General features: G+C 62.0%; 22 protein-coding genes. 10 read left to right on the top strand and 12 right to left on the bottom strand.

What is annotated here, in order from left to right; translation table 11 throughout:
• The first annotated feature begins 137 nt into the window (after positions 1–137).
• Together C2L65_RS39455 and C2L65_RS39450 are read left to right on the top strand one after the other, a co-directional pair.
• Positions 138–1406, top strand: coding sequence for a LysR family transcriptional regulator (locus tag C2L65_RS39455; RefSeq protein ID WP_042305227.1), 1269 nt, complete (start codon positions 138–140; stop codon positions 1404–1406).
• 152 nt (positions 1407–1558) lie between these two features.
• On the top strand, positions 1559–1927 hold the full coding sequence (locus C2L65_RS39450) for a hypothetical protein (protein ID WP_229516519.1): 369 nt from the start codon (positions 1559–1561) through the stop codon (positions 1925–1927).
• A 27-nt stretch (positions 1928–1954) separates the two neighbouring features.
• Here C2L65_RS39450 and C2L65_RS39445 read toward each other — a convergent pair whose 3' ends face one another.
• On the bottom strand, positions 1955–3220 hold the full coding sequence (locus C2L65_RS39445; RefSeq protein WP_233446655.1) for an MFS transporter: 1266 nt from the start codon (positions 3218–3220) through the stop codon (positions 1955–1957).
• 175 nt (positions 3221–3395) lie between these two features.
• The gene (locus tag C2L65_RS39440) at positions 3396–4055 is read right to left on the bottom strand and encodes a peroxiredoxin-like family protein (RefSeq protein WP_042305225.1); all 660 of its coding nucleotides are present in this window, start codon (positions 4053–4055) and stop codon (positions 3396–3398) included.
• 106 nt (positions 4056–4161) lie between these two features.
• Here C2L65_RS39440 and C2L65_RS39435 point away from each other — a divergent pair, with 106 nt between their 5' ends.
• Complete coding sequence (locus tag C2L65_RS39435) at positions 4162–5082, top strand: LysR family transcriptional regulator (RefSeq protein WP_042305224.1); 921 nt, start codon at positions 4162–4164, stop codon at positions 5080–5082.
• Positions 5083–5097: 15 nt separating this feature from the next.
• Here C2L65_RS39435 and C2L65_RS39430 read toward each other — a convergent pair whose 3' ends face one another.
• Positions 5098–5508, bottom strand: coding sequence for a RidA family protein (locus C2L65_RS39430; RefSeq protein ID WP_042305223.1), 411 nt, complete (start codon positions 5506–5508; stop codon positions 5098–5100).
• A 198-nt stretch (positions 5509–5706) separates the two neighbouring features.
• Positions 5707–6462 (bottom strand): SDR family NAD(P)-dependent oxidoreductase, encoded by a 756-nt coding sequence (locus C2L65_RS39425; protein WP_042305222.1) that lies wholly within the window; start codon positions 6460–6462, stop codon positions 5707–5709.
• 146 nt (positions 6463–6608) lie between these two features.
• Between C2L65_RS39425 and C2L65_RS39420 the strand changes: the two genes are divergently transcribed.
• Complete coding sequence (locus C2L65_RS39420) at positions 6609–7526, top strand: LysR family transcriptional regulator (protein WP_042305221.1); 918 nt, start codon at positions 6609–6611, stop codon at positions 7524–7526.
• 5 nt (positions 7527–7531) lie between these two features.
• On the opposite strand, the gene C2L65_RS39415 is transcribed toward C2L65_RS39420, so the two are convergent.
• The 3 genes from C2L65_RS39415 to C2L65_RS39405 are packed head-to-tail and all read right to left on the bottom strand — an operon-like array spanning position 7532 to position 10683.
• On the bottom strand, positions 7532–8773 hold the full coding sequence (locus C2L65_RS39415; protein ID WP_042305220.1) for a metal-dependent hydrolase family protein: 1242 nt from the start codon (positions 8771–8773) through the stop codon (positions 7532–7534).
• A 51-nt stretch (positions 8774–8824) separates the two neighbouring features.
• The gene (locus C2L65_RS39410; RefSeq protein ID WP_042305219.1) at positions 8825–9322 is read right to left on the bottom strand and encodes a GAF domain-containing protein; all 498 of its coding nucleotides are present in this window, start codon (positions 9320–9322) and stop codon (positions 8825–8827) included.
• Positions 9319–10683: an MFS transporter gene (locus C2L65_RS39405; protein ID WP_007736857.1), complete on the bottom strand. Its 1365-nt coding sequence runs from the start codon at positions 10681–10683 to the stop codon at positions 9319–9321. The genes C2L65_RS39410 and C2L65_RS39405 overlap by 4 nt, the downstream gene beginning before the upstream one ends.
• 160 nt (positions 10684–10843) lie before the next feature.
• On the opposite strand from C2L65_RS39405, the gene C2L65_RS39400 reads away from it, so the two are divergent.
• From C2L65_RS39400 to C2L65_RS39390, 3 genes are all read left to right on the top strand, one after another.
• A complete protein-coding gene (locus C2L65_RS39400) occupies positions 10844–11758 on the top strand; it encodes a LysR family transcriptional regulator (RefSeq protein WP_042305218.1) in 915 nt (304 codons plus the stop codon).
• Between the two features lie 153 nt (positions 11759–11911).
• Positions 11912–12685: an ABC transporter substrate-binding protein gene (locus tag C2L65_RS39395; protein WP_042305355.1), complete on the top strand. Its 774-nt coding sequence runs from the start codon at positions 11912–11914 to the stop codon at positions 12683–12685.
• A gap of 33 nt (positions 12686–12718) precedes the next feature.
• Positions 12719–13561 carry a phytanoyl-CoA dioxygenase family protein gene (locus C2L65_RS39390; protein WP_042305217.1) on the top strand — a complete coding sequence of 281 codons (843 nt, stop codon included), beginning with the start codon at positions 12719–12721 and terminating at the stop codon, positions 13559–13561.
• Between the two features lie 16 nt (positions 13562–13577).
• Here the strand turns inward: C2L65_RS39390 and C2L65_RS39385 are convergent, their stop codons facing one another.
• Positions 13578–14525: a LysR substrate-binding domain-containing protein gene (locus tag C2L65_RS39385; RefSeq protein WP_042305216.1), complete on the bottom strand. Its 948-nt coding sequence runs from the start codon at positions 14523–14525 to the stop codon at positions 13578–13580.
• A 134-nt stretch (positions 14526–14659) separates the two neighbouring features.
• On the opposite strand from C2L65_RS39385, the gene C2L65_RS39380 reads away from it, so the two are divergent.
• Genes C2L65_RS39380 through C2L65_RS39370 form a run of 3 tightly spaced genes read left to right on the top strand, consistent with a single transcriptional unit; the run spans position 14660 to position 18029 of the window.
• Positions 14660–15733: an aromatic ring-hydroxylating dioxygenase subunit alpha gene (locus C2L65_RS39380; RefSeq protein WP_042305215.1), complete on the top strand. Its 1074-nt coding sequence runs from the start codon at positions 14660–14662 to the stop codon at positions 15731–15733.
• A gap of 1 nt (position 15734) precedes the next feature.
• Positions 15735–16892, top strand: a complete 1158-nt coding sequence (locus C2L65_RS39375; protein WP_042305214.1) for a 2Fe-2S iron-sulfur cluster-binding protein — start codon at positions 15735–15737, stop codon at positions 16890–16892.
• Between the two features lie 15 nt (positions 16893–16907).
• Positions 16908–18029, top strand: coding sequence for a DUF2817 domain-containing protein (locus tag C2L65_RS39370; RefSeq protein ID WP_042305213.1), 1122 nt, complete (start codon positions 16908–16910; stop codon positions 18027–18029).
• Positions 18030–18035: 6 nt separating this feature from the next.
• Here C2L65_RS39370 and C2L65_RS39365 read toward each other — a convergent pair whose 3' ends face one another.
• The 4 genes from C2L65_RS39365 to C2L65_RS39350 form a co-directional block, all read right to left on the bottom strand.
• On the bottom strand, positions 18036–18863 hold the full coding sequence (locus tag C2L65_RS39365; protein ID WP_009770202.1) for an ABC transporter permease: 828 nt from the start codon (positions 18861–18863) through the stop codon (positions 18036–18038).
• 30 nt (positions 18864–18893) lie between these two features.
• A complete protein-coding gene (locus tag C2L65_RS39360) occupies positions 18894–20147 on the bottom strand; it encodes an ABC transporter permease (RefSeq protein ID WP_042305212.1) in 1254 nt (417 codons plus the stop codon).
• Between the two features lie 67 nt (positions 20148–20214).
• On the bottom strand, positions 20215–21270 hold the full coding sequence (locus tag C2L65_RS39355; protein WP_042305211.1) for an ABC transporter substrate-binding protein: 1056 nt from the start codon (positions 21268–21270) through the stop codon (positions 20215–20217).
• A gap of 1 nt (position 21271) precedes the next feature.
• Positions 21272–22459, bottom strand: a complete 1188-nt coding sequence (locus C2L65_RS39350) for an ABC transporter ATP-binding protein (protein ID WP_042305354.1) — start codon at positions 22457–22459, stop codon at positions 21272–21274.
• Positions 22460–22477: the final 18 nt, after the last annotated feature.

Raw genomic sequence — 22477 nt, 5'->3', positions numbered from 1 at the left:
GACTCCTGGCTGAAAACATCTTGATCGGATTGACGTAACTGTAAGCGCAGACGAAGCGAATCCCGCAATATGAACTGCACCCTTCGACATAAATTTTGGTTAAGCTAGGGGTTTTCCACAGCGCATCCTGATGGCTTATGTCGACTGTTGAAGGGCTGGAGAGGGACGATGATCTGGCACGTTTGCGGCGTCTGTTTCTGTTCGATGCCGTCTGCGAGACGGGCGGTATCGGCCTTGCGGCGGCGCGCGCGGGACGCACTCAACCGGCAGTCAGTCTTGCCATCGGCAAGCTCGAATCGAGCTTTGGCGGCGCGCTGTTCGAGCGCGGTTACGGCGGCAGCGAACTGACGGCAGAGGGCGTGATCCTGCACCGGCGCGTGCGGCGCATGCTCGACCAGATGGAGCGCGCCGTCGCCGATCTGACGGGCGATGCGGACGTGCGTACCGCCCACGTCGGCACGATTTGCCGTCATTTGACGGATTCGCAGGTGCGCTGCCATATCGCCATTGCGCATTGCGGATCGGCAGCCGAGGCTGCGCAACAACTGGGCATCTCGCAACCAGCCGTGCATCGGGCGGCGCGCCAGATCGAGCAGACGGTCGGTGCGACGCTTTACCGGCGCCGCGTGCATAGCGTGTCGGCGAACGCAGCGGGTATCGAGTTCGCGCGCTGCCTGAGTCTCGCGATGTACGAGATCGCGCAGGCTCGCGAAGATCTCGCCCATGCGCGCGGACAGCTGACGGGCAAGATCTCGCTCGGCGTGCTGCCGATGCTCGCACCGCGTTTAGTCGCGCGTGCGATCGAGCGGCTGCGTCGCCAGTACCCCGATGCCAAGGTGACGGTAGACGAGGGCTCGCATTCGCAGCTGTTGCGAGAGCTGCGCTTCGGCAATATCGACGTGATCATCGGTGCGCTGCGCGAGCCGCGTCTGACGGGATCGATTCAGGAGCACGAGTTGTTTGCGGACCCGTATGTGGTGGCCGTCAGAAAGGGTCATCGGCTCGCGGGCAAAGCGAGGATCGCCGCGCGCGACCTCGCTTCGTTCGACTGGGTGGTGCCGCAACGCAATCTGCCGCGGCGCGCGGCAATCGACTCGATGCTTGCGCGCCTGCCCGGCAAACCGCCGCTTGTGGTCGAGACCAGTTCCCTCGCGATGATGATGGCGATGCTCGTGGAAAGCGATTGCATCACGCTGCTATCGCGCTCGCAGATTCGCGAGGCGTATCCGGGCAGCGAGATGGTTGCGCTGGAACTCGAGACGCCGGAGGCGAGCCGGGTGGTCGGCTACACGCTCAGAACGGATTGGCTCGGCACGCCGATGCAGCAGGCGTTTATCGAGCAGCTGGTTCAGGAGTGCGGGGCCACGCAGCACGGTCAGCACAATGGGGACGAGCACAAGGCTTGACAGTGAACCCGGGCGATACGCCATGCCCGTGTAATTCCCGCCTAAGTTTTGGCGCCCAGACTGCGTGCCATATGTGATCCTTGAAACCTACCGCCTACTTCCAGAGGACGACGATGAAGCACCGATTGGTCACGGGTTTGATAGCAATCAGCATGAGTGCTCTGATTGCCGGGTGTGCATCGCCCGTCGAACGCGCTAACGAGAAAAACGACCTGCTGTCGGCGGCGGGGTTCCATATCGTCCCCGTGACGACCGACGCACAGCGCTTGCAACTGCAGACCTTGCCGCCCAATCGCGTGGTGCAGAAGGTCAAGGACGGCAAGCCTGTCTTTCTCTATGCGGACCCGTACTCGTGCGGCTGCCTGTATGTCGGCGACGAAACGGCGTGGGATAACTACAAGCGCGAACAGCTCCAGCAAAAGTTCATCGATCAGGAACGGATGAACGCGGAGATGAATGAGAACGCGGCGTGGAACTGGAGCATGTGGGGTCCGGGTCCAGGGCCGGGTTGGTGGTATTGAGCGGTCGGCTGCGTCGACGCCAGCCGTTCATTCGATCGCCCGTGTCGACGCGTTCGATGTAGCGTCCGGGCCTGCGTCAGCGGTGGCGAGTTTGCCGCCCGTTTCCGGCATGCATAGCAGGAAGAAAAGAAGCGCAAACCCGGCGACGCCCGACAGCACGATGAAGCTCATGGCAAATCCAAAGCGTTCGGCGACGAAGCCGCCCGTCACCTGACTGAGCGCAGCGCCAATTCCCACTGCAAGTGAAGTCGCGCCTTGAGCGACGTTGAAACGCCCCGTGCCCTGCGTGATATCTGATGCAATCACAATTGCGATCACGCCGAAGATGCCTGCAGCAATACCGTCGAGCAACTGAATGCCGACGACGGCATACGGGTTTGCGGTCAAACTGAACAGCAGCCCGCGCACGGGAAGAACAGCAAAGGCAACCAGAAAAATCGGCTTGCGGCCGATCCCCCTGCGCATGCCATGCCCGACTGCCATCGCAACGAAAACCATCACGAACTGCGCGGCAATCACGCATGCGCTCAGTGCGATCACGTCCGCGCCCGGGTGCGTTTTCGCAAGCAGTTGACCCGCCAGCGGCAACATCGCGGCGTTGCCGAAGTGGAACAGCACGACAGCGACGAGAAAGACCCGCACCGTCTTGCGCCGCCAGAATTCGCGCAAAGGCAGCGGCCTTGCGGGCTGCCCGGCATCGACGTGTTGTTCGCCGCCGCGCGCCGTCTCGTGATCGACTTCATGCGGACGGATCAGCAGCACGGCGGCCGCGCTGCCCAGCGAAAACAGACAGACGAGATAGAACAGCCACAACACGCCGACGAATTGGCCCAGCCCGCCCGCGAGTACGGCAGCGACGAAATTGCCTGCATGGTTGAGGCTCTCGTTGCGGCTCACTCTGGACGGCATGCGTCGATGGCCAACGAGGCCCAGGCTCAGCGCAGCGAGGCACGGCGCAATGACGGCCGACGCGAGCCCGATGGCGATCTGGACGGCCAGCACGGCGCGGAACATCGGAAAGCGCGCGATGAAAAGGCAGCCCGCCGCGACGCACAGCGCCGCCGTTGCCAGAATCAGGCGCTTCGCGCGAACGCTATCGACGAGCAGTCCCGCCGGAATCTGCGCGAGTGCCGCAGCCACACCGCTCGCGGCCATCACGACGCCGATCTGTCCGGACGGCCAGTTCTGGTTGCCCTTGAGGAACACCGACAGGAACGGTCCGAGGCCGTCCCTGACGTCCGCCATCAGGAAGCTCAGCGCATCGATGCCGCGCAGGCTGCGTGATGAGGGCATGCGTGTTTCATCTGCGGCCTGCGACGGCGAAGGGCAGGGGGCGGTCATGGATTCATGGCTGCTGTTCTGTAGCGTGGACCGGATGATTCCGCTACAGGACGCAAGGACTATTCCAGATTGACCGCAACGGCGGACACCACCAGGCGTTTCGCGCAAGCGAGGTCCGCTCGGGACATCAGGCGGGCGCTTTCAGATTCTTCAAAGCGGCTACCAGCTCGCTCGGGTCGGGGCGCTTCGTGTAATCCGGGCTCACTTCGGCATAAGCGATCGTGCCATCTTGCGCGATAACGTATCGAGCGGGCATCGGCAGCGTCCAGCTCGGCTCGCCGTTGATGACAGGCAGATCGACATTGAAGCCTTTGTAAGTGTCGATTAGCTCGTCTTGCAGCCGGAAGCGGATTCCAAAGCCATCAGCCGTCTTGCCGCCTTCATCGACGAGGATCGGATAGCTGAGCTTGTTTTGTCGTTGCGATTTCAGGCTGTTCGTCGCGGTTTGCATCGAGATCGAAACCAGGCTCGCACCCAGCGCGCGAATTTCGTCCGCGACTTCTTCGATGGCCTGCAGGTCGATGTTGCAATACGGGCACCAGACGCCCCGGTAAAACGTCACGACCAGCGGCCCGTGCGTCAGCATCTCTGCCGACGAGACGACTTCGCCCTCAGCATTGGTCAGCGTGAAAGTCGGTGCGATGTCGCCGACTTTCAGCGAGCGCTCCGCCTGACCCGTTGCGATCAGCTCGGCCGTGGTCCGGCGAAAGACGTCGACGACTGCGGGCGGTGCGACCTTGGTCTCGAAGTTCGACTTGAAGGCATCCAGTTTCTGCTGCAGGTTCATTTCTGACTCCAGTGTTGGCTCGCCGGTGGTGGCGTGAATTCATAATGATTCATTTGCTCGGAGCCGGGTAGAATGCCTGGATGACTATCAATTATTTGCCACGTGGATGAATGACAAGTTGTCCGTGTTGCGGCTGTTCACACGCGTCGCGCGTACGTCGAGCTTCACCCGGGCGGGGCGGGAACTCGGCATCAGCCAGCCGTCCGTGTCGAGACAGATCTCCGAACTCGAAGCGGACGTCGGTACGGCGTTGTTCGTCAGGAGCACCCGCGCGGTCAAACTGACGGAAGCGGGCGTCGATTACCTGACGCGCGTCGAAGCGATCCTCGACGCACTCGAAGAGGCGGATCACGCCGCGCGAGGATCGACGGAGCTGCGCGGACGTCTGCGCGTGGCGCTGTCGACGAGCTTTGGCATACGCGAGGTGATTCCGCGTATCGACCGCTTCATGGAGATGCACCCGGCGCTCTACATCGATTTGCTGATGGCGGATGACCGTCAGGATCTGATTACGGAAGGCGTCGATGTCGCGATCCGGTTTGGCGCGCTGCCGGATTCCAGCGCGACGTCGAGACTGCTTGGGCGTTCGCCCCGGCTGCTGGTTGCGGCGCCCACCTATCTGGCGCGCAAGGGCCGTCCGATCGAGCCATCCGAACTGAGCCAGCATGCGTTCGTCACGGGCCCGTCGAGTGCCGCGTCATTGGGATGGACGCTGCGCAAGGATGGACGCGAAGCGGTTTTTCGAGGAGACGGGCGCATCACATCGACCGTGAATGAAGCCGCCACGGCGGCCGCTGTCGCCGGTTTGGGCATTCTGGTGATCGGTCTGTGGGGATGCCGTAGCGAGATCGCGGATGGGCGACTCGTGTCGATACTCGAAGACTGGCAACTCGAACCTATTGAAATCCACGCGGTATTTCCGACGGGCCGTGCCGCTCGTCCCGCTGCGCGGGCGTTGATCAGCTTTCTGGCGGAAGAGCTTGCACCGATTTCGGTGGATGTCGATACGAGGATGCGGGGGCGATAGAGCCGTTATAGAAGCTTACGGACGATGGAACCTGGTGCGCGGTATTTCCGCAACGGAAGTGATTTCGATCATCAGATCCGGATGGTAAAGCCGTTCTATCTGGACCGTTGTCGTGACGGGATAGGGCGCTGAGAAAAACTCCGCGCGAATGTCGCCGGTCGTCATGAACGCTTCGATATCCGTTGCGTAGTGGACCAGCGAAATCACGTCGGTCGTGGATCCGCCCATCGCGGCGAGAACATCGCGGATATTTTCCAGAACCTTGCGCACCTGCGCGCACATATCGCCAGGACCTACCACGCGTCCATCGACGTCCAGCGAAACCTGGCCTTTCAGATGCACGATCTGACCATCGCCCTGAATGACGGCCATCGAGAACGCACCGAATGGTGACCAGACGCCGGGAGGGTTGACTGCATCGACCATCGGGTAGCCTCGTGTTGCCAACGACGCATTCAGGTTACGCGATTTTCCGGCCACGGCTTGAGAATTGAGCCCATGCGGCGAGCGTTGATGCGGCGGAACGCGAGGTCACTGGACGGGCTTCCTTGACTTCGCAAACTGCGAATGACCGAAGAAGCCCGTAACCAGTCTTAGTGTTGCGTCTTGCCCGACTCGATCCAACTACACCTGCGCCTGCCCGCCATCCGCCGTGATCTCCGCGCCATTGATAAAGCTCGAATCATCGGATGCCAGAAACGTCACCACCTTGGCGATTTCCATCGGATCGGCAAGACGGCCGATAGGCACCAGCGACGTCAGGTAAGACAGCAACCCGTCCTGACCTTCCTTCGTGTCGCCCCCGAGTTCAGCGAGGCCGACAGTCCGGGTCGAGCCCGGGCTCACGACGTTGACGCGAATGCCGCGGTCCTTCAAATCGAGCACCCAACTCCGCGCGAGGCTGCGCACAGCGGCCTTCGAAGCGCCATAGATGCTGAACGCCTGCGTCCCCGTGGACCCTGCGATCGATCCGGTGAGAATGATCGACCCGCCGCGCGACATGAGCGGCAGCGCGCTTTGAACGGTAAAGACCACCGCACGGACATTGCGATTGAAGGTGTCATCGAAATGCTGCTCGGAAATATCACCGAGCGGCGCCAGCGAGCCGCCACCTGCGTTGGCGAAAAGAATGTCGAGACGTCCTTCGCGCTCGCGGATCAATTTCATCAGCGCGTCCAGATCGGCGCTGCGCGTGACGTCGCCCTGAACGCCCGTTGCCGCGTGACCGATTGCGCTCACGGCCGCATCCAGTTCGGCCTGGCGGCGGCCCGTGACATAAACCTTCGCGCCTTCACGCGCGAGATCCTGTGCAGCGGCCAAACCGATTCCGCTCGTGCCGCCCGTCACCAGTGCGATTTTGCCTTCCAGTCGTTTGCTCATGATGTCCTCAAGTGAAATGAATGAATCGATGTGGCAACGATGAGTGTTTCTTCTGTGCCAATAAATAGGCTGTTTTCTAAATCATTATTTATGGATGTGAATAATCGCGATATGATCGACACGGTCAATCAAAGCGTGGAACCGGAATGGACCAGATGCTCGCATTGCGCGTGTTCGTGCGGATCGCTGAATCGGGCGGGTTCGGCAAAGCCGCCGATACCCTGAACATCCCGAGGCCCACCGTCACCAAACTGATCCAGGACCTCGAAACTCACCTGCGGGTCAAGCTGTTTCAGCGCTCCACGCGCAAGGTGACCGTCACCGACGAAGGTCAGGCGTATTACCATCGCGCGCTCAAGGTGCTCGCGGACGTCGACGAAATGGACACGCTTTTTGCCGACTCTAGTGGCACACCGCGAGGGCGTTTGCGGGTTGATATAGGGTCGTCGCTGGCCAATCTGATTCTGTTGCCGCATCTTCCGTTGTTCCGGCAGCGCTATCCGGAGATCCAGCTCGAACTGGGCGTCAGCGACAGGGAAGTCGATCTGATCGGCGAGGGTGTCGACTGCGTGATCCGGGGCGGCGAACTGACGGACACGTCGCTGATTGCGAGGCGTATCGCGAGCCTCGATTGGGGCACGTATGCGGGCACGGGATACATGAGATCGCGCAAACTGCCGCGGCATCCGGAAGAACTGTACGGCGAGCACGACCTGGTCGGCTATTTCTCATCGCGGACGGGCCGCGTTTTCACGATGTTCTTCGAGCGCGGCGACGAGAAAATCCAGATCGACCCGAAAGGCACGCGAGGGGTTTCCGTCAATGAGAGTACCGCGCATCTGACCTCGTTAGTCAGCGGGCTTGGCGTTGGCCAGACGTTCGCGTTCATGGCGCGTGCGGGGCTCGCGAGCGGCGATCTCGTTCAGCTTCTTCCTGAATGGAGCCGACCCTTGCATCCTCTACATATCGTGTTTGCGAAGTCGCAACACGACAGCGCGAGGATGCGGGCGTTCGTCGATTGGGCGCTGGAGATTTTCCGGCCGTATGACCGGTTGCATGTGTAGCCCCTTCACAACGCGTCGAACTGGATCGCGCCGCCCTTCATGACTAGCGGAATGCGTTCGCCTTGCCCGAGCAGACACGAGATATCGCGCAAGGGGTTGCCATCCACGATAAGCAGATCGGCCCACGCGCCAGCCGCGATACGTCCGAGCTTATCCGGCAGGCCGAGCACTTCAGCCGCCGTCGTGGTGGCACAGGCGAGCGTCGCTGCATTGCCTAACACTTCGGCGCGAATGCGGAATTCGTCGCTCTGCAGGCGCTGCGACGGTCCCAGCAGATCCGAGCCAAAACCCATCTTCACGCCCGCGTCGCGATAGATTTCGAGCGAACGCAGCCCAGCCTCGCGCACATCGGCGATCTTCGCAACGCTCTCTTCGCCCAGGCCATACTGCGCGCCCTCCGATGCCAGCGCTTCGTAGGTGACCAGCGTCGGCACGACATACGCGCCCAACTCGGCCATCAGATTCGCCGTCGGTGCGTCGATGAGATTACCGTGCTCGATCGTGCGTACGCCCCAGCGTACGACGCGCGCAATCGCATCCGCCGTGTACGCGTGCGCCATCACATAAGTCTGGCGGGCACGCGCTTCTTCGACGATCGCTCGCACTTCATCTTCCGCGTAGCCGAATGCGCCTACGGGGTCAGTCGGCGATGCAACGCCGCCCGATGCCATGATCTTTAGATGATCGGCGCCCATCTGCAATTCCTCGCGAGCCGCGCGGCGTACTTCATCGACGCCATCGGCGACGCGCGACAGCGCGCCGACCCGCACGCAGCAGCCGCACGGCGCACTGTCGCCAAGATAGTCCGAGCGGGCGCGCGTGTCGCCGTGGCCGCCCGTCTGACTGAGCGCGCGCCCCGCGACGAACAGGCGCGGCCCCACTGCGAGCCCGCTTTCCACCGCCTGCTTGTGCGGATAACCTGCGCCGCCCGCGTCGCGCACCGTGGTGAATCCGCGCCGCAGCATCGCGCGCATGATGGGCACCGAGCGCAGTGTGACGAGCACATTCGGCATGTGCACCTGCTGGGACAGGTTCAGCTGCACGGCCACCACATGCACATGCAGGTCGATCAGACCCGGCATCAGCGTCTTGCCGCGCAAGTCGATCTCGCGCGCGGCTGCGCTTTTCAGCGGTCGGTCGGACACTTCCTTGATAAGGCCGTTTTCGACGAGCACGTGATGCGCTTCGCGCACTTCGCCGCGCTCGACATCGAGCAATCCTGCGTTGGTGAAGAGAATGCTGTCCACTCGTTTCCCCAAGGTTCGGTGAATGATTCGATTCGCTGCGCAAAGCCGGTTTCAGGCTTCGTCGAGCAGCGCCGGCAACGCATACTGCGCAAACGACTGCGCGATCGGCACGTGATCGTCGCGATACCACGCTCGCGTATGCAACAGATTGAGCGACGCGAGCGTGCGTCCTTTCCAGCGCACGGGCACGTTCAGCACGCTTTCGCACCCGAGCGACGCGATCAGCTCGTGATCCGCGAACACCGCGCGCAGATCGTTCGGCGTCTTGCCGATGAACGCCTCACCGCGCGTCAGCACGATGTCGGTCCAGTTGCCGCCCGACAGCGGCTTCTTTGCCGCCGTTGGATATGCAGCCGGCATGTTGCTGTAGATGCGCGCGGATTCATTCGTCGCGTCGTCGTAGCGCAGTATCGTGAAGAGCGTATGGCCGATCGCTTGCGCAAGGACCTTGTCGAGCGCTTGATAGAGCGCCGCTGGCTGATCTGTGCTCGCTTGCGCGCGAGCCAGCGCGACGAAGGCCTGCAAGCCCTGTTCTTGCACGCCATTCATGCCGCTTCCCCCGCGGCGATGTCTTCGAGCGAACGTCCGCGCGTCGGCACACCCATCACGACCACGGCAATCGCTCCGAGCAATAGTACGACCGTCGTCACGCCGAACACGCCTGCGAAACCAAAGTTCGGATACAGATAGCCAACGAGAATCGGAGACACGATTGCGCCGATACGACCGATCGCCGACGCCGTGCCCGCGCCCGTCGTGCGCACCGCCGTGGGAAACACTTCCGCCGTGTAGGCGTACACGCCGGCGTAAGTGCCGTTCATGAAGAACGACAGCCCGATGCCCGCCGCCATGATCTCCTCGTTCGAGCGGGCGAACGCCATGCCCAACGCACACACGCAGCCGAGCAGCATGTACGTCGCGATCGTCGCCTGCCGCCCGATGCGCTCGTTGAACCACGACGCGCTGAAATAGCCCGGCACCTGCGCGGCGTACATTGCGAGCGAATAGCCGAAGCTGCGCGTGATGCTCATCCCGTGCTGCACGAGCAGGCCCGGAATCCACGTGAAGAACGCGTAGTAGCTGAAGGTGATCGACAGCCACATCAGCCAGGTCATCGTGGTGATGCGCGCCTGGCGTCCCATCCACAGCGCGCGGAAGTTCGCGGCCAGCGTGCCAGTGTGTGCCGGCGGTGGGCTGTTCAAGCTGATGGACTCCGGCTCCGGCAGTGCGATCCCACGAGCCGCGAAGCTGGCTTCGATGCGGTCGAGCACGCGCTTCGCTTCGCCCACATGCCCGCGGCTTTCCAGCCAGCGCGGAGACTCGGGCAGCGAACGGCGCCACCACAACAGCATCAGGATCGGCAGCGCTGTGATCAATAGCACGACGCGCCAGCCTGAATCGAACGCGGGAACGATGAAGTAGCCGAGCAACGCGGCGGCAACGAAGCCGAACGAGAAGAACCCGGCCAGCGCGCCCGTAAAGATGCCGCGATACCGCTTCGCAACGAACTCGGCCAGGTAGGGCGCAATGATCGCGCTCTCGGCGCCCGTTCCCATGCCGGCCACGATGCGAGCGGCAAGAAAGGTCGGCCAGGAATCGGTCATCGCGCTGACGACGGACGCCGCGCAGTAGATCAGCAACGCCGACATCATCACCTTGCGCCGGCCGATCAGATCGCCCAGCGTGCCCGCGAGCAGCGCGCCGAAGAAAAAGCCGATGAAGTTGCCGCTGCCGAGTACGCCTGTTTGCACGCTGGACAAAGCCCAGTCGTGACGCAGTACAGGCAGGACAAACGCGACGGCGGCGGCATCCATTGCGTCGAATGCGTAGCCCATGCCGCCCATCAGCAGCAGGTGCCCATGAAAGCGTCCAAACGGCAGACGCTCGATGCGTGCAGAAACATTTGACACGTTGCGCTCCTTGAGTCTCGACAATCCGGCGTGACGGCGCGGTCGTATGCACGCTCGCGGCGCGCGGTGGACCTTGGTGTGAGGCCGATTCTATGGCTTGTCGAACGTCACAAATATTTATATCCTTGATCCATTACATTGATATCGTGAATGGACGCGCATGAGCTTCCGGTCGCTCGATCTGAATCTGCTGAAGGTCTTCGAAGCCTTGATGACGGAAGGCGCCGTCACGCGTGCCGCCACCAAGCTCTCGCTCACGCAGCCTGCCGTCAGCAACGCGCTGAGCCGTTTGCGCGAAGCGTTCGACGATCCTCTCTTCATCCGCAATGGCGCAGGCGTCACGCCGACCCAACGGGCGATGGCGCTGTGGGGGCCCGTAGGCGATTCGCTGAGCCGCATTCGCGCGGCGCTCGATGAAGAGACGTTCTCTCCCGGCAGCGCCGAACTCAGCTTCAGCCTGTCGATGTCGGACTACGTTGCGGGCATCGTGATGCCGCGCCTGATCGAACGGTTTGGCGAAAGCGCGCCGCATCTGCAATGGCAAACCGTGCCGAATATCCTGCTCGACGCGCCGGCGCTTCTGGAAGGCAACCGTGTCGACTGCCTGATCGGCGTCTATGTGAACGAGACACTGCCGCCCGCGCATATCCGTTCGCGTTCGCTCTGGAGCGTCGACTACGCATGCGTGATGCGGCGCGGGCATCCGCTCGCCGCGCCCGGCAAGCTGACCACGAAGCGCTTTCTGAATGCGCGCCATGTCGACATTAGCCTTGCGGGACAGACGCAGCCGTCGTTCGATATTTTTCTCGCGTCGCGCGGTTTGAAGCGCAACCTGGTCGCGTCGGTGAACCACTACACGGTCGCCTGCGAGATCATCCGCGCAAGCGATCTGATCGCCGTGCTGCCGCGCGATCTATGCGAACGCGGCGCACTGGCCGGCGACCTCGTCAGCGTACGCGCGCCGCTGGAAGCTCCGGAGCGCGTCATCAGCCTGTTCTGGCATCAACGCAACGAGACGGTCCCTGCGCATCGCTGGTTGCGCGATCAATTGGTCGATATGTTCGTGTCACCTTGAATGCGTCGCCATTCAAGCTTTAGAAAATCTAAATCATCCGCGATCAACGGGCCTCTATCCTTCGTTTTTTTGAGTTCCTATGCTGATCCGTAATCGACGGACAAGGGAATCGTCCGTTTTTTTCAACGGTTGCTGTCTGGAACGGGGATGCTCATGAAAAAGCCGCTGGTTTGTCTCGCACTATTGCTCGCAGCATTGTCCGTACACGCGAAGGAGTTGACCGAACTGAAGTTCGGCGTCGATCCCACTTACGCGCCGTTCGAGTCGAAGGCGCCCGACGGCAAGCTCGTCGGCTTCGAAATCGACCTCGGCAATGAGATTTGCCGCCGGCTCCACGCAAAATGCGTATGGGTCGAAACGGCGTTCGACGGCATCATTCCCGCGCTGCAGGGGCGCAAGTTCGACGCGATTCTCTCGGCCATGTCGGTGACGCCGAAACGCGAAACACAAGTGGCATTTTCGACAACCCTGTTCAACACGCCGAGCAGCCTGATCGGACGCGCTGGCGCCGGTCTGCAGCCCTCGGTCGAATCGCTGAAAGGAAAGAACATCGGGGTTGCGCAAGGCTCGACGCAGGAAGCGTACGCGAAAGCATACTGGGCACCCGCCGGCATCAATGTCGTGTCATACGCCAATCAGGAACTTGTCTACACCGATCTGCGCTCGGGGCGGCTCGACGCGACGTTGACGGACATGATCTCCGGCAGCGAGGGCTTTCTGAAGACGCCGCAAGGGCAGGGCTATGCCTTTCTCGGGGGGCCCGTGAACGATGCGAAGACGCTGGGCAAAGGCGCCGCGATTGGTTTGCGCAAAGACGATCCGCAGTTGCGTGAGATGATCAATCAGGCCATTGCCGATATGATCAAGGACGGAACGTATCAGAAGATCGAGCGCCGCTACTTCGACTTCGATATCCTGAACGGCTGAGACGATCGAAAACGCGCCTTATACGGAGACACCATGCTGCAAGACATCGACGCACGCGTCGAACGTGTACTGACGCCGGAACTGATCGCCGACTTTCGCCGCGATGGTGCGGTGTGCATCCGCAAACTCTTCACGGAAGATCACATTGCGCTGTTGCGCGAAGGTATCGAGCGCAACCTCGCGCAGCCGAGTCCGCGTGCGAAGGTCGCGAGCCGTCCCGACGATCCAGGCTGGTTCTTCGAAGACTTCTGCAACTGGCAGGACAATGACGCGTATCGCCGCTTTATTTACGAGTCGGCGGCGCCCGCGGCGGCGGGCACGCTGATCGGCGGCGAAACGGTGCGGCTTTATCACGACCATTTGCTTGTGAAGGAACCGAACACGCGGCAGCGCACGCCGTGGCATCAGGACCAGCCGTACTACAACATTAGCGGCTCGCAGAACGTAAGCATGTGGATTCCCGTCGATCCCGTTTCGCGCGAATCGACGCTCGAATTCGTGGCCGGCTCGCATCTCGGCCCGTGGCTCATGCCACGCACGTTCATGGACAATGAGGCGAAGTGGTTTCCGGAAGGCAGTCTCGCCGACTTGCCGGATATCGAGTCGAACCGCGCCGCTTATCCGATCATCGGATGGGCGCTCGAACCGGGCGACATGGTGTGCTTCAACATGCTGACCTTGCATGCGTCGGGCGGCGTCGGTGGCAACACGCGGCGGCGCGCGTTTTCGGTCCGATTCATCGGTGATGACGTTCGACACGCGCCGCGCCGCTGGCGCACGTCCCCAGATTTCCCCGGCCTGGATGCGCAATTGCCCGAAGGCGCGCCGATGGACCATCCGCTTTTTCCGATGCTCTGGCGCGCGAGCGCGAGTTGATGCACGGTGCTTCGTTTCAAGCGACCACGTTCAGCATGCTGTCGTTAAGTTGCTGCTGTTCCTTTCCGCGCGTCACGAGCCAGCGGTGAAAGCTGCGGCAGTGCGGCTTGTCGAAAGCGTTCGGCTTCCATGTGAGGAAATACGGCCACGGTAGTGACAATCCGAGCGCGAAGGGCATCACGAGACGGCCTGCGGCGAGATCGTCGCAGACCATCGAGCTTTGCGCGAGCACGAAACCGTAACCGTCGATAGCCGCCTGAATCGCGACGCTCGATAGCGAAAACACCTGACGGTTCTCGTTCAGAGTACCGCAATCGACATCGTTGGCAACGAGCCATTCGCGCCACGAAGGCGGCGACGCGAACTTCGGCCGCCAGTCGACCGATATCAGCGGATAGCCAAGAATCTCGGCGGGCGCAACGAGCGGTACGTCCGCTGCGAGCAGTCGCGGACTGCAAACGGGCACCACATAATCGCGGAACAGTTCGACAGAATTATCGACATCCGCAATGCGCTCGCCGTAGCTGATACGAAAGTCGATGTCATATCCATCCGGCGACGGCTCCGTGTGCGTGCCGTCCAGATACACGCTGAGATCGGCGTGCTGGCGCTGCCATTCGAGCATTCGCGGCGCGAGCCATTTCGACAGCAGTGAGGGCAGTGCGCTGACGCTGAGATTGCGCGTGTTCTTCGCGCGTTCGATTTCCGCATGCGCGACACGCAGGCTTTCGAATGCGGCTGCGCAGCTTTCGTGATACTGGCGTCCGATCGACGTCAGGCTCAGCCGCTTGCCGTCCTTTTGCGTGAGGTGCAGTCCGAGCGTGTCTTCGAGCAGTTTGATCTGCTGGCTCACAGCACCAGCGGAGATGCCCAGCCGCTTCGCCGCTTCCGTCACGCCGCCGCACCGGCCTACCGCTTCGAACACCTGCAGCGCACGCAAAGGGGGAAAGCTGTTCGTCGTCATCGTATGGGTGGGGGAAGGTTCGACGATTTAGAAACTCTAAACGAACAGCCAGAGTTTGACATCTGTTCTTTTATGTTTTGGCTTTTTATCCTGATCGGTAAGTGAATACGAAACCGGATAACGGAGGCAGCGCAATGTTTCTGAGGAATGCATGGTACGTCGCAGCATGGGACGCAGAGGTGACGCACACGCTCATGCCCGTGACGATCCTCGGCGAACCGGTCGTGTTGTATCGCCGCGAGGATGGCACGCCCGTCGCGCTCGAAGATGCGTGCCCGCATCGCAAGCTGCCGCTGTCGATGGGAAAGTTGATCGGTGATCAGGTGGAGTGCGGTTATCACGGCCTGACCTTCGATTGCGAGGGCGCATGCGTGCGCGCGCCAGGCAGCCCGCGCATTCCGCCCGGCGCGAAAGTGCGCAGCTATCCGCTGGCGGAACGCTACGGCCTGCTGTGGATCTGGATGGGCGATGCCGACGAGGCGGATGCCGCGACGATCGTGCAGATCGACGAATGGGGCGATCCTGCGTGGGGTGTGAATCGCGGCGACGTGATGACGGTGGATTGCCATTACCTTTATGTCACCGACAATCTGCTTGATCCTTCGCATGTCGCGTGGGTGCATCCGTCCTCGTTCGGCAATGCTGCATGCGAGGCCGAACCGCTGAAAACCGAGGTCGCCGCGCATGGCGTGACGGTCTCTCGCTGGATGCGTGATGTCGACGTGGCGCCGTTCTATGCGCAGTTCGTCGGCTTCGAAGGGCGGTGCGATCGCAAGCAGCATTACGAAGTGCGCTTCCCGTCGCACGCGATCATCAAGGCGATCTTCACACCGGCGGGAACGGGCGGCGACGATGCACCGCTTCATCCCGACGTGTTCCTGATGAATTCGTATAACTTCATGACACCCGTCGACGAATCGCACACACGTTACTACTGGTTCCAGACGCGCAACTTCGCGCCGCAGGATGAACAGGTGTCGCGCCAGTTCGATGCGGACGTGCGTCACGCTTTCGAAGAGGACCGCGTCGTGTTGACGGCCGTCCATCGCGGCATGCAGAACGCCCGCACGCCGAACATCGATCTCGCGATCGACGCTGGACCGCTGCGTTTCAGGCGCGCGCTTGCGCAGATGATTGAACGTGAGCAGCAGACAACAGTCACGCCCGCGCCGGTCTATGTGGTGAACCGGCTGCGCGCGGAGCACTGACATGCGTATCGTGGACGATCCTGCGACGCTGGCTGGGCCGCGCGCGGCGTTGGGCTTCAGGCGCTTTCGCGTGACGCGGCGCACGCCGGAAAGCGCATCGATCGTTTCGTTCGATCTCGTGCCTGTCGATGGCGAAGCGCTGCCTCCGTTCGTAGCGGGGCAATTCATCACGGTGCGTCTGCCTTCGCCGTCAGGCGAGCGATTGTTGCGCACGTATAGCCTCTCCGGTGATCCCGCCAATAACACGCGCTGGCGAATCTCCGTCAAACACGAACAAGGCGGCGAAGCGGTGCCTGCGGGGCGCGGCTCGTCCTATCTTCACGAACGGGTGCAGGTCGGCGACGAACTGGAACTCGCGGGACCTTCGGGTGCCTTCGTTTGCGGTGACGACATGACGCGACCCGTCGTGCTGATGAGCGGCGGTGTCGGCTTGACGCCGCTCGTCAGCATGCTGCACCGCTTGCGCGCGATGGACGGCGCGCACAGTCGCCGTGTGTACTTCATTCATGCCTGCGAGAACGGCGCGGTGCATGCGTTTCGTCATGAGGTCGAGACGGTGGCGGCGGCACATCCGAACGTGCGCGTGCATGTCTGTTATCGGCTTCCTTCGGCGGAAGACCGCGTTTTGAAGCATTTCGACAGCGAAGGGCTGATTTCGCGCGACACGCTGCAAACGCTCTTGCCGCTCGATGACTACGAAGTCTATCTATGCGGCCCGCCCGCTTTCATGCAGTCGAACTGGAAGCTCTTACGCAGCCTCGGTATCGCGCGCGAACGCATCCATTACGAGTTCTTCGGTCCGGCAACGGTACTTGAGGAAGATGTGGTCGAGGAGCCTCCAAGCGCGACACCGCATGCAGCGATTCAGAAAAGCTCAGCCACCACGACGACCATCCGCCTTCACCCACAAGCCGAACCCGTCGCATGGGACCCAGGTTGCGGTTCCCTGCTGGAGTTCGCCGAGAAACACGGCTATGCGCCCCCATTCAGCTGCCGGATCGGCATTTGCAATACGTGCGTGACAAGTCTGGTCGACGGGAAAGTCGAATACACGGAAGAGCCGCTGGAGCCGCCGTCGCAAGGTACAGTATTGCTGTGTTGCGCGAAGCCCGCAGGATGCGTTACGTTGGCGCTTTCGGAAGACGCAAACAACGTTTGACTCACCAGAGGCTTTATGAAGACCAGCTTTCCCGTCGATCCCGGTTTCGACACGTTACGCAACCAGTTTCTTGACGCCGCCAAGGCGGCGGGCGCCACCCTCACGACGTACGCCCATCCTCTGAAAGGACCGAATGGCGAAGCGCTCGCGACGGACGTCGCCTGGCTTGGCAATCCCCATGCGTCGCGCGTGTTCATGACACTCTCGGGTACACATGGCGTCGAGGGCTATTTCGGCTCGACGTGTCAGACAGAGTGGCTGCACGAACTCGCAACGCGCCCCTTGCCCGACGATGTCGCGGTCCTGATGGTCCATCTGATCAACCCGTGGGGCACGGCGTGGGTCAGACGCGTGAACGAAGACAACGTCGATCTGAATCGCAACTACGTCGACTTCACGGCTGCGCTGCCCGACAATCCGCGTTACGAAGCGCTGCACGAAATCTATACGTGCCGCGACATCGACGGCCCGCAGCGTCAACATGCCGATGCGCTGCTAGCAAAGCAAATCGACGCGTTGGGGTGGTCGGGGGTGCAGGCGATCGTCGGCGCGGGTCAATACCTCCACGCAGACGGTCTGTTCTATGGCGGGCAGCAGCCCACCTGGTCGAACCGTACGCTGCGCGATATCGCAGCGCGTTTCCTCAAGCCCGCTCAGGTTGCGATTGCCTTCGACCTGCATACGGGCGCAGGCGCGTTCGGCCATCCGATGCTGATGTCGATTACACAGTCGGTCTATCCGGGGCTCGCCGACGCGCAGCGCCTCTATGGTCCGTGGCTCTACACGCTGCTCACGCATGCGGACGCAGCTGTGAGCGAGACAGGTGTGGTCGCACGGGCGACGGGCTATACATCACAAGCGATGCTGGACGCGTTGCCGGATACGCATCTGATGCAACTCGTCATCGAGTGCGGTACCTATCCCGAAGCGCCGATGCACACGGCGCTGCGCGACGACCATTGGCTGCATCTGTACGGTGACCCTCACGATGCGCGAGGACGCGCGATCAGCCGCGCACTGTTCGAATCGTTCATGCCCGCCGATCCCGACTGGCGTGAACTGACGTGGACGCGCACGCGGCAGATCTGGATGCGCGCGCTGGGGGCGCTGCCCGGCATCACGCCGCAGCAACGCTAATGCATCTCAAACGAGTGCCTGGCTCGCAGCCGCAGCGCGGCTGCGCAGCCAGTTGATGCTGGCGAACAGCAACACCGCAAACACGATCAACATCGTCGCGACGGCGAGGATCGACGGATCGATCGAGTCGCGGATGCCGCTCCACATCTGCCGCGGCACCGTCGTCTGATCCGGCCCGCCGATGAACAGAATGACGATCACTTCATCGAACGACGTCGCAAAGGCGAATACGCTGCCCGTCGCGACGGCTGGCGCAATCAGCGGCAGCGTCACGCGCCTGAACGCGACCCAGGGCCTGGCGCCAAGACCCGATGCGGCGCGCAGCAGACTCTGATCGAACGACAGAAGCGATGCCGTCACGGTGATTACCACAAACGGCGTGCCAAGCGCCGCATGCGCCAGCACAACGCCCGGATATGAATTCACGAGCCCGAGCGGCGCGAAGATCAGATAGAACCCGGCCGCGACGACGACGATGGGAACGATCATCGGCGAGATGATGATCGGCATGATCAGCGAACGCAGCGGAAACTGTGTGCGGCTCAGGCCGAGCGCCGCAAGCGTGCCGAGACACGTGGCGATCAGCGTCGATGCCGCGCCAATGCCGAGGCTGTTCAATAGCGCGCGCTGCCAGTCGCCGCTGGTCAGTGCCTGCTCATACCAGCGCAGCGAAAAGCCCTGCAACGGGTATGAGAAATACGAACCCGAATTGAACGAGAGCGGGATGATCGCGAGAATCGGCGCGATCAGAAAGAACAGCACGAGCGCGGTATGCACCCGCACCCAATGCGTCGCGATGCGCTCCGTCAGCACCTTCTTCCGTTGGTTTTGCATGGCGTTCTCTTGTCGTCGTGTAGGCGTCGCTCAACCAAAGCGCAAACGGTCGATACCGACGATGCGGTTGAACAGGAAGTAGAAGACTGCGGTAAAGATCACGAGATACGCCGACAGCGCGCCTGCAAGCCCCCAGTTCAGCTGCGTATTGGTCTGCATCGCGATGAGCTGGCTGATCATCTCGTCGCCCGCTCCGCCGAGTAACGCGGGCGTGATGTAGTAACCGAGCGCAAGCACGAATACGAGGAAGCAGCCCGCGCCGACACCCGGCAGCGTTTGCGGTACATACACGCGCACGAATGCGGTGAACGGATGCGCGCCGAGCGACTGCGCCGCGCGCACGTAAATGGGCGAGACACTCTTCATCACCGAATAGATCGCGAGAATCATGTACGGCAACAACACATGCGTCATGCCGATCAGCACGCCCGCGCGATTGAAGATCAGTGGCACGGGATGCGTCGCGAGACCGAGCCCCATCAGCAGGCTATTGATGACGCCGCCCGGCTGCAACAACACATACCACGCGGTGGTGCGCACCAGCAGCGAGGTCCAGAACGGCACGATCACGAGCAGCATCAGACGGTTGCTGCTTTTCGCGGGCAGATTGGCGAGCATCCACGCGACGGGATAGCCGAGCAGCAGACACAGCACCGTGACCGTCGCGCTGATCGAGATCGTACGCAGGAACGCTTGCCGATAGACCGACGAGTTGTCCGGCACGAATTCGACCGAGCCTTGCGGCGTGACCTGCGCATCGACGGCGGCGAGCAGATAGTCCGGTGTCGGCGACGCGGCGGCGCGTTTCAGCAGACGCCAGGTTTCCGGCGCGTTCCAGCGTTCGTCCATTTCAACGAGCGCGGGTTTCCATGCGGGCGGCGCGTCAGCCGGCAAGTTGCGCGCGGTGCGCATCAGCAGGCTGCGAAACTCGGCCTGAGCAAAGTTCAGGCGCCGCGCAACCGTGCCGAGTTGCCCGCTCCCTTGCGCTTCCTTCAGGCCCGACGCAAGCAGCGCGAACGTGCGCTCGTCGGGGACGCCGTGCCCGTCCCACGCATCGAGCGCGCGCGTGAGCGCGGGCATGCTGTTAGGCACTTCGTGATTCTGCACGCTGCGCGCGAGCAGCAACGCGATCGGCGCGATGAACGTCGATAGCAGGAACAGAATCAACGGCAGCGCAAGCAGCAGCGCCTGAGCCGACGCGCGGCGCTGCGCCTTCTGGAACGAAGCGCGGCCGTTGGCTCTCGTTGGAGAGCCCGAAGCCGCGGCTTGGGCCGATACGGGCATGCTGGTATTCACGTCGGGCTCTCTTTGCTCTCGTTGCGCTCTTTAAACAGCGAAGTTACCGCCGGGGTTACTGAGTAAGCCAGGTCTGGAAGCGCTTGTTGATCTGGTCGGCGTTGTCGGCCCAGAAACCCGCGTTGATCTGCAACGCACGCTTGAAGTTCTGCGGCGAGGTCGGAAGATCGGACAGCCGCTGCTTGTCGACGAGCGCGATCGCATCCTTGCGCGGCGGCGCGTAGGCGATGTACTTCGAGAGATCGGCATACGCTTTCGGCTGCGAAGCGGAAACGATGAACTTCGCCGCCGCGTCCGCGTGCTTTGCGCCCGTCGGAATGCCCCACCAGTCGAAGTCATAGACCTGCGCATCCCAGACGGCCTTGAACGGCTTGTTGTCTTTCTTCGCGGCATCGTCGATGCGGCCGTTGTAGGCCTGCGTCATCACCACCGCGCCGTCCGCGAGCAACTGCGGGGCCTGTGCGCCCGATTCCCACCAGACGATGTTCTTCTTGATCGTATCGAGCTTCTTGAACGCGCGATCGACGCCCGCGGGCGTGGCCAGCACCTTGTACACGTCCTTCGGATCGACGCCGTCGGCAATCAGCGCCCATTCCATCGATACCTTCGGCGACTTGCGCAGCCCGCGCTTGCCCGGGAATTTCTGCAGGTCGAAGAAGTCGGCGACGGTGGTCGGCGCGGTCTTCAGCTTGCTTGCATCGTAGGCGAAGACGGTGGACCAGACCATGCTCGCCACCGCGCAATCGCTGATCGAGCCGGGAATGAAATCGCTCGTCTTGCCCAACGATTTCTTGTCGAACTTCTGCAGCAGGCCTTCGTCGCAGGCGGTGATTGCATCGTTCGTTTCGAGGTCGATCAGGTCCCATGTGGTGTTCTTCGCCTGCTCCATTGCGGAGAGCTTGGCGAGGCCGCCGTCATAGGATTCCGTCGAAAAGCCCACGCCCGTGGCTTGCGTGAAGGGCTCGAAATAGGCTTTCTTCGCAGCCGCTTCATAGGCGCCGCCGAACGTCACGACGGAAAGTGTTTCCGCTGCCTGAGCACCGGCGGCGAAGAACGCGAAGACGGAGAGTGCGGCAAGTGCGGCACGTTGTGCCTTGATTTGAGTACGCATGTCAGTTGGCTCCTGCAGGTGCGGTCGTAATGATGGTAGGTAACGGAGACGGCGGGGAGTAATTGGCAGGCGCGTTGCGATGCGCGCTTGCCGTCATTGCGAGAATCTTGCAATCGTCGTGGCGCCATGCGACCTCGACCATGTTGCCTGGCTCAGGCAGCGCGTGACGCTGCGTGTTGGGCACCTTGACGACGATGCTGTCGCGCGCGCCGAGCTTCAGATGAACGCGGTGATGATCGCCGCAGTAAACCAGTTCTTCGACGCGGGCTTGCACGACGTTGCTGTGTCCGTCGATTTGCGTGCCTTCGGCACTCGGGATATGCGCTCGCTCGGGGCGCAGCGCCAGCATCGCGTCGTCACCCTCGCGCAGACCGCTTTCGCAGCGGCCGCGAATAATGCTGCCGTCCGCCAGCGCGAGGGTCGCGCTGTCGTCGCTTACGTTGATGACGCGTCCCGTCAGCCCATTGTTCTCGCCGACGAAGTTCGCGACGAAGGCATTCTGCGCATTCTCGTAAAGCTCGCTCGGCGTGGCGGCCTGCTGGATGCGGCCATCGGAGAAGACGGCGACGCGGTTAGACATCGTCAGCGCTTCGGCCTGATCGTGCGTCACGTAGACGATCGTGAGCGATAGTTCGCGGTGCAGGCGCATGATTTCGTATTGCATCGTTTCGCGCAGACGCTTGTCGAGCGCGCCGAGCGGTTCGTCCATCAAGACGACGCTTGGCTCGAACACTAGCGCGCGTGCCAGCGCGACGCGCTGCTGTTGTCCGCCGGAAAGTTGCGAAGGACGGCGGTTCGCCAGATGCGGCAACTCGATCATCTCCAGCGCGCGCTTCACGCGCGTTTTCTGCTCGGCGCGGCTCACGCGACGAACCGAAAGCGGAAACGCGACATTCTCGGCAATCGTCAGATGCGGAAAGAGCGCGTAATTCTGGAACACCATGCCGATGTCGCGTTGATGCGGCGGCTTGTCGTCGAGTCGACGTCCATCGAGGCGAATCTCGCCTTGCGTGGGCGTTTCGAAACCCGCGAGCATCATCAGCGTGGTGGTCTTGCCCGATCCCGACGGCCCGAGCAGCGACAGGAATTCGCCCTTGCGCACGTCGAGGTTCAGATCGTCGACGACGTAATGCGCGCCGTCATACGATTTGCTCACGCCCGAGAATGAGATGAAGGAAGGCTTTGACATCGTGCTGGCGTCCTGTCG

The organism is Paraburkholderia terrae, from assembly GCF_002902925.1.
Lineage (GTDB): Bacteria > Pseudomonadota > Gammaproteobacteria > Burkholderiales > Burkholderiaceae > Paraburkholderia > Paraburkholderia terrae.
The sequence above is the reverse complement of the archived record's forward strand: the minus strand, read 5'-3'. Positions and strand labels throughout refer to the sequence as shown.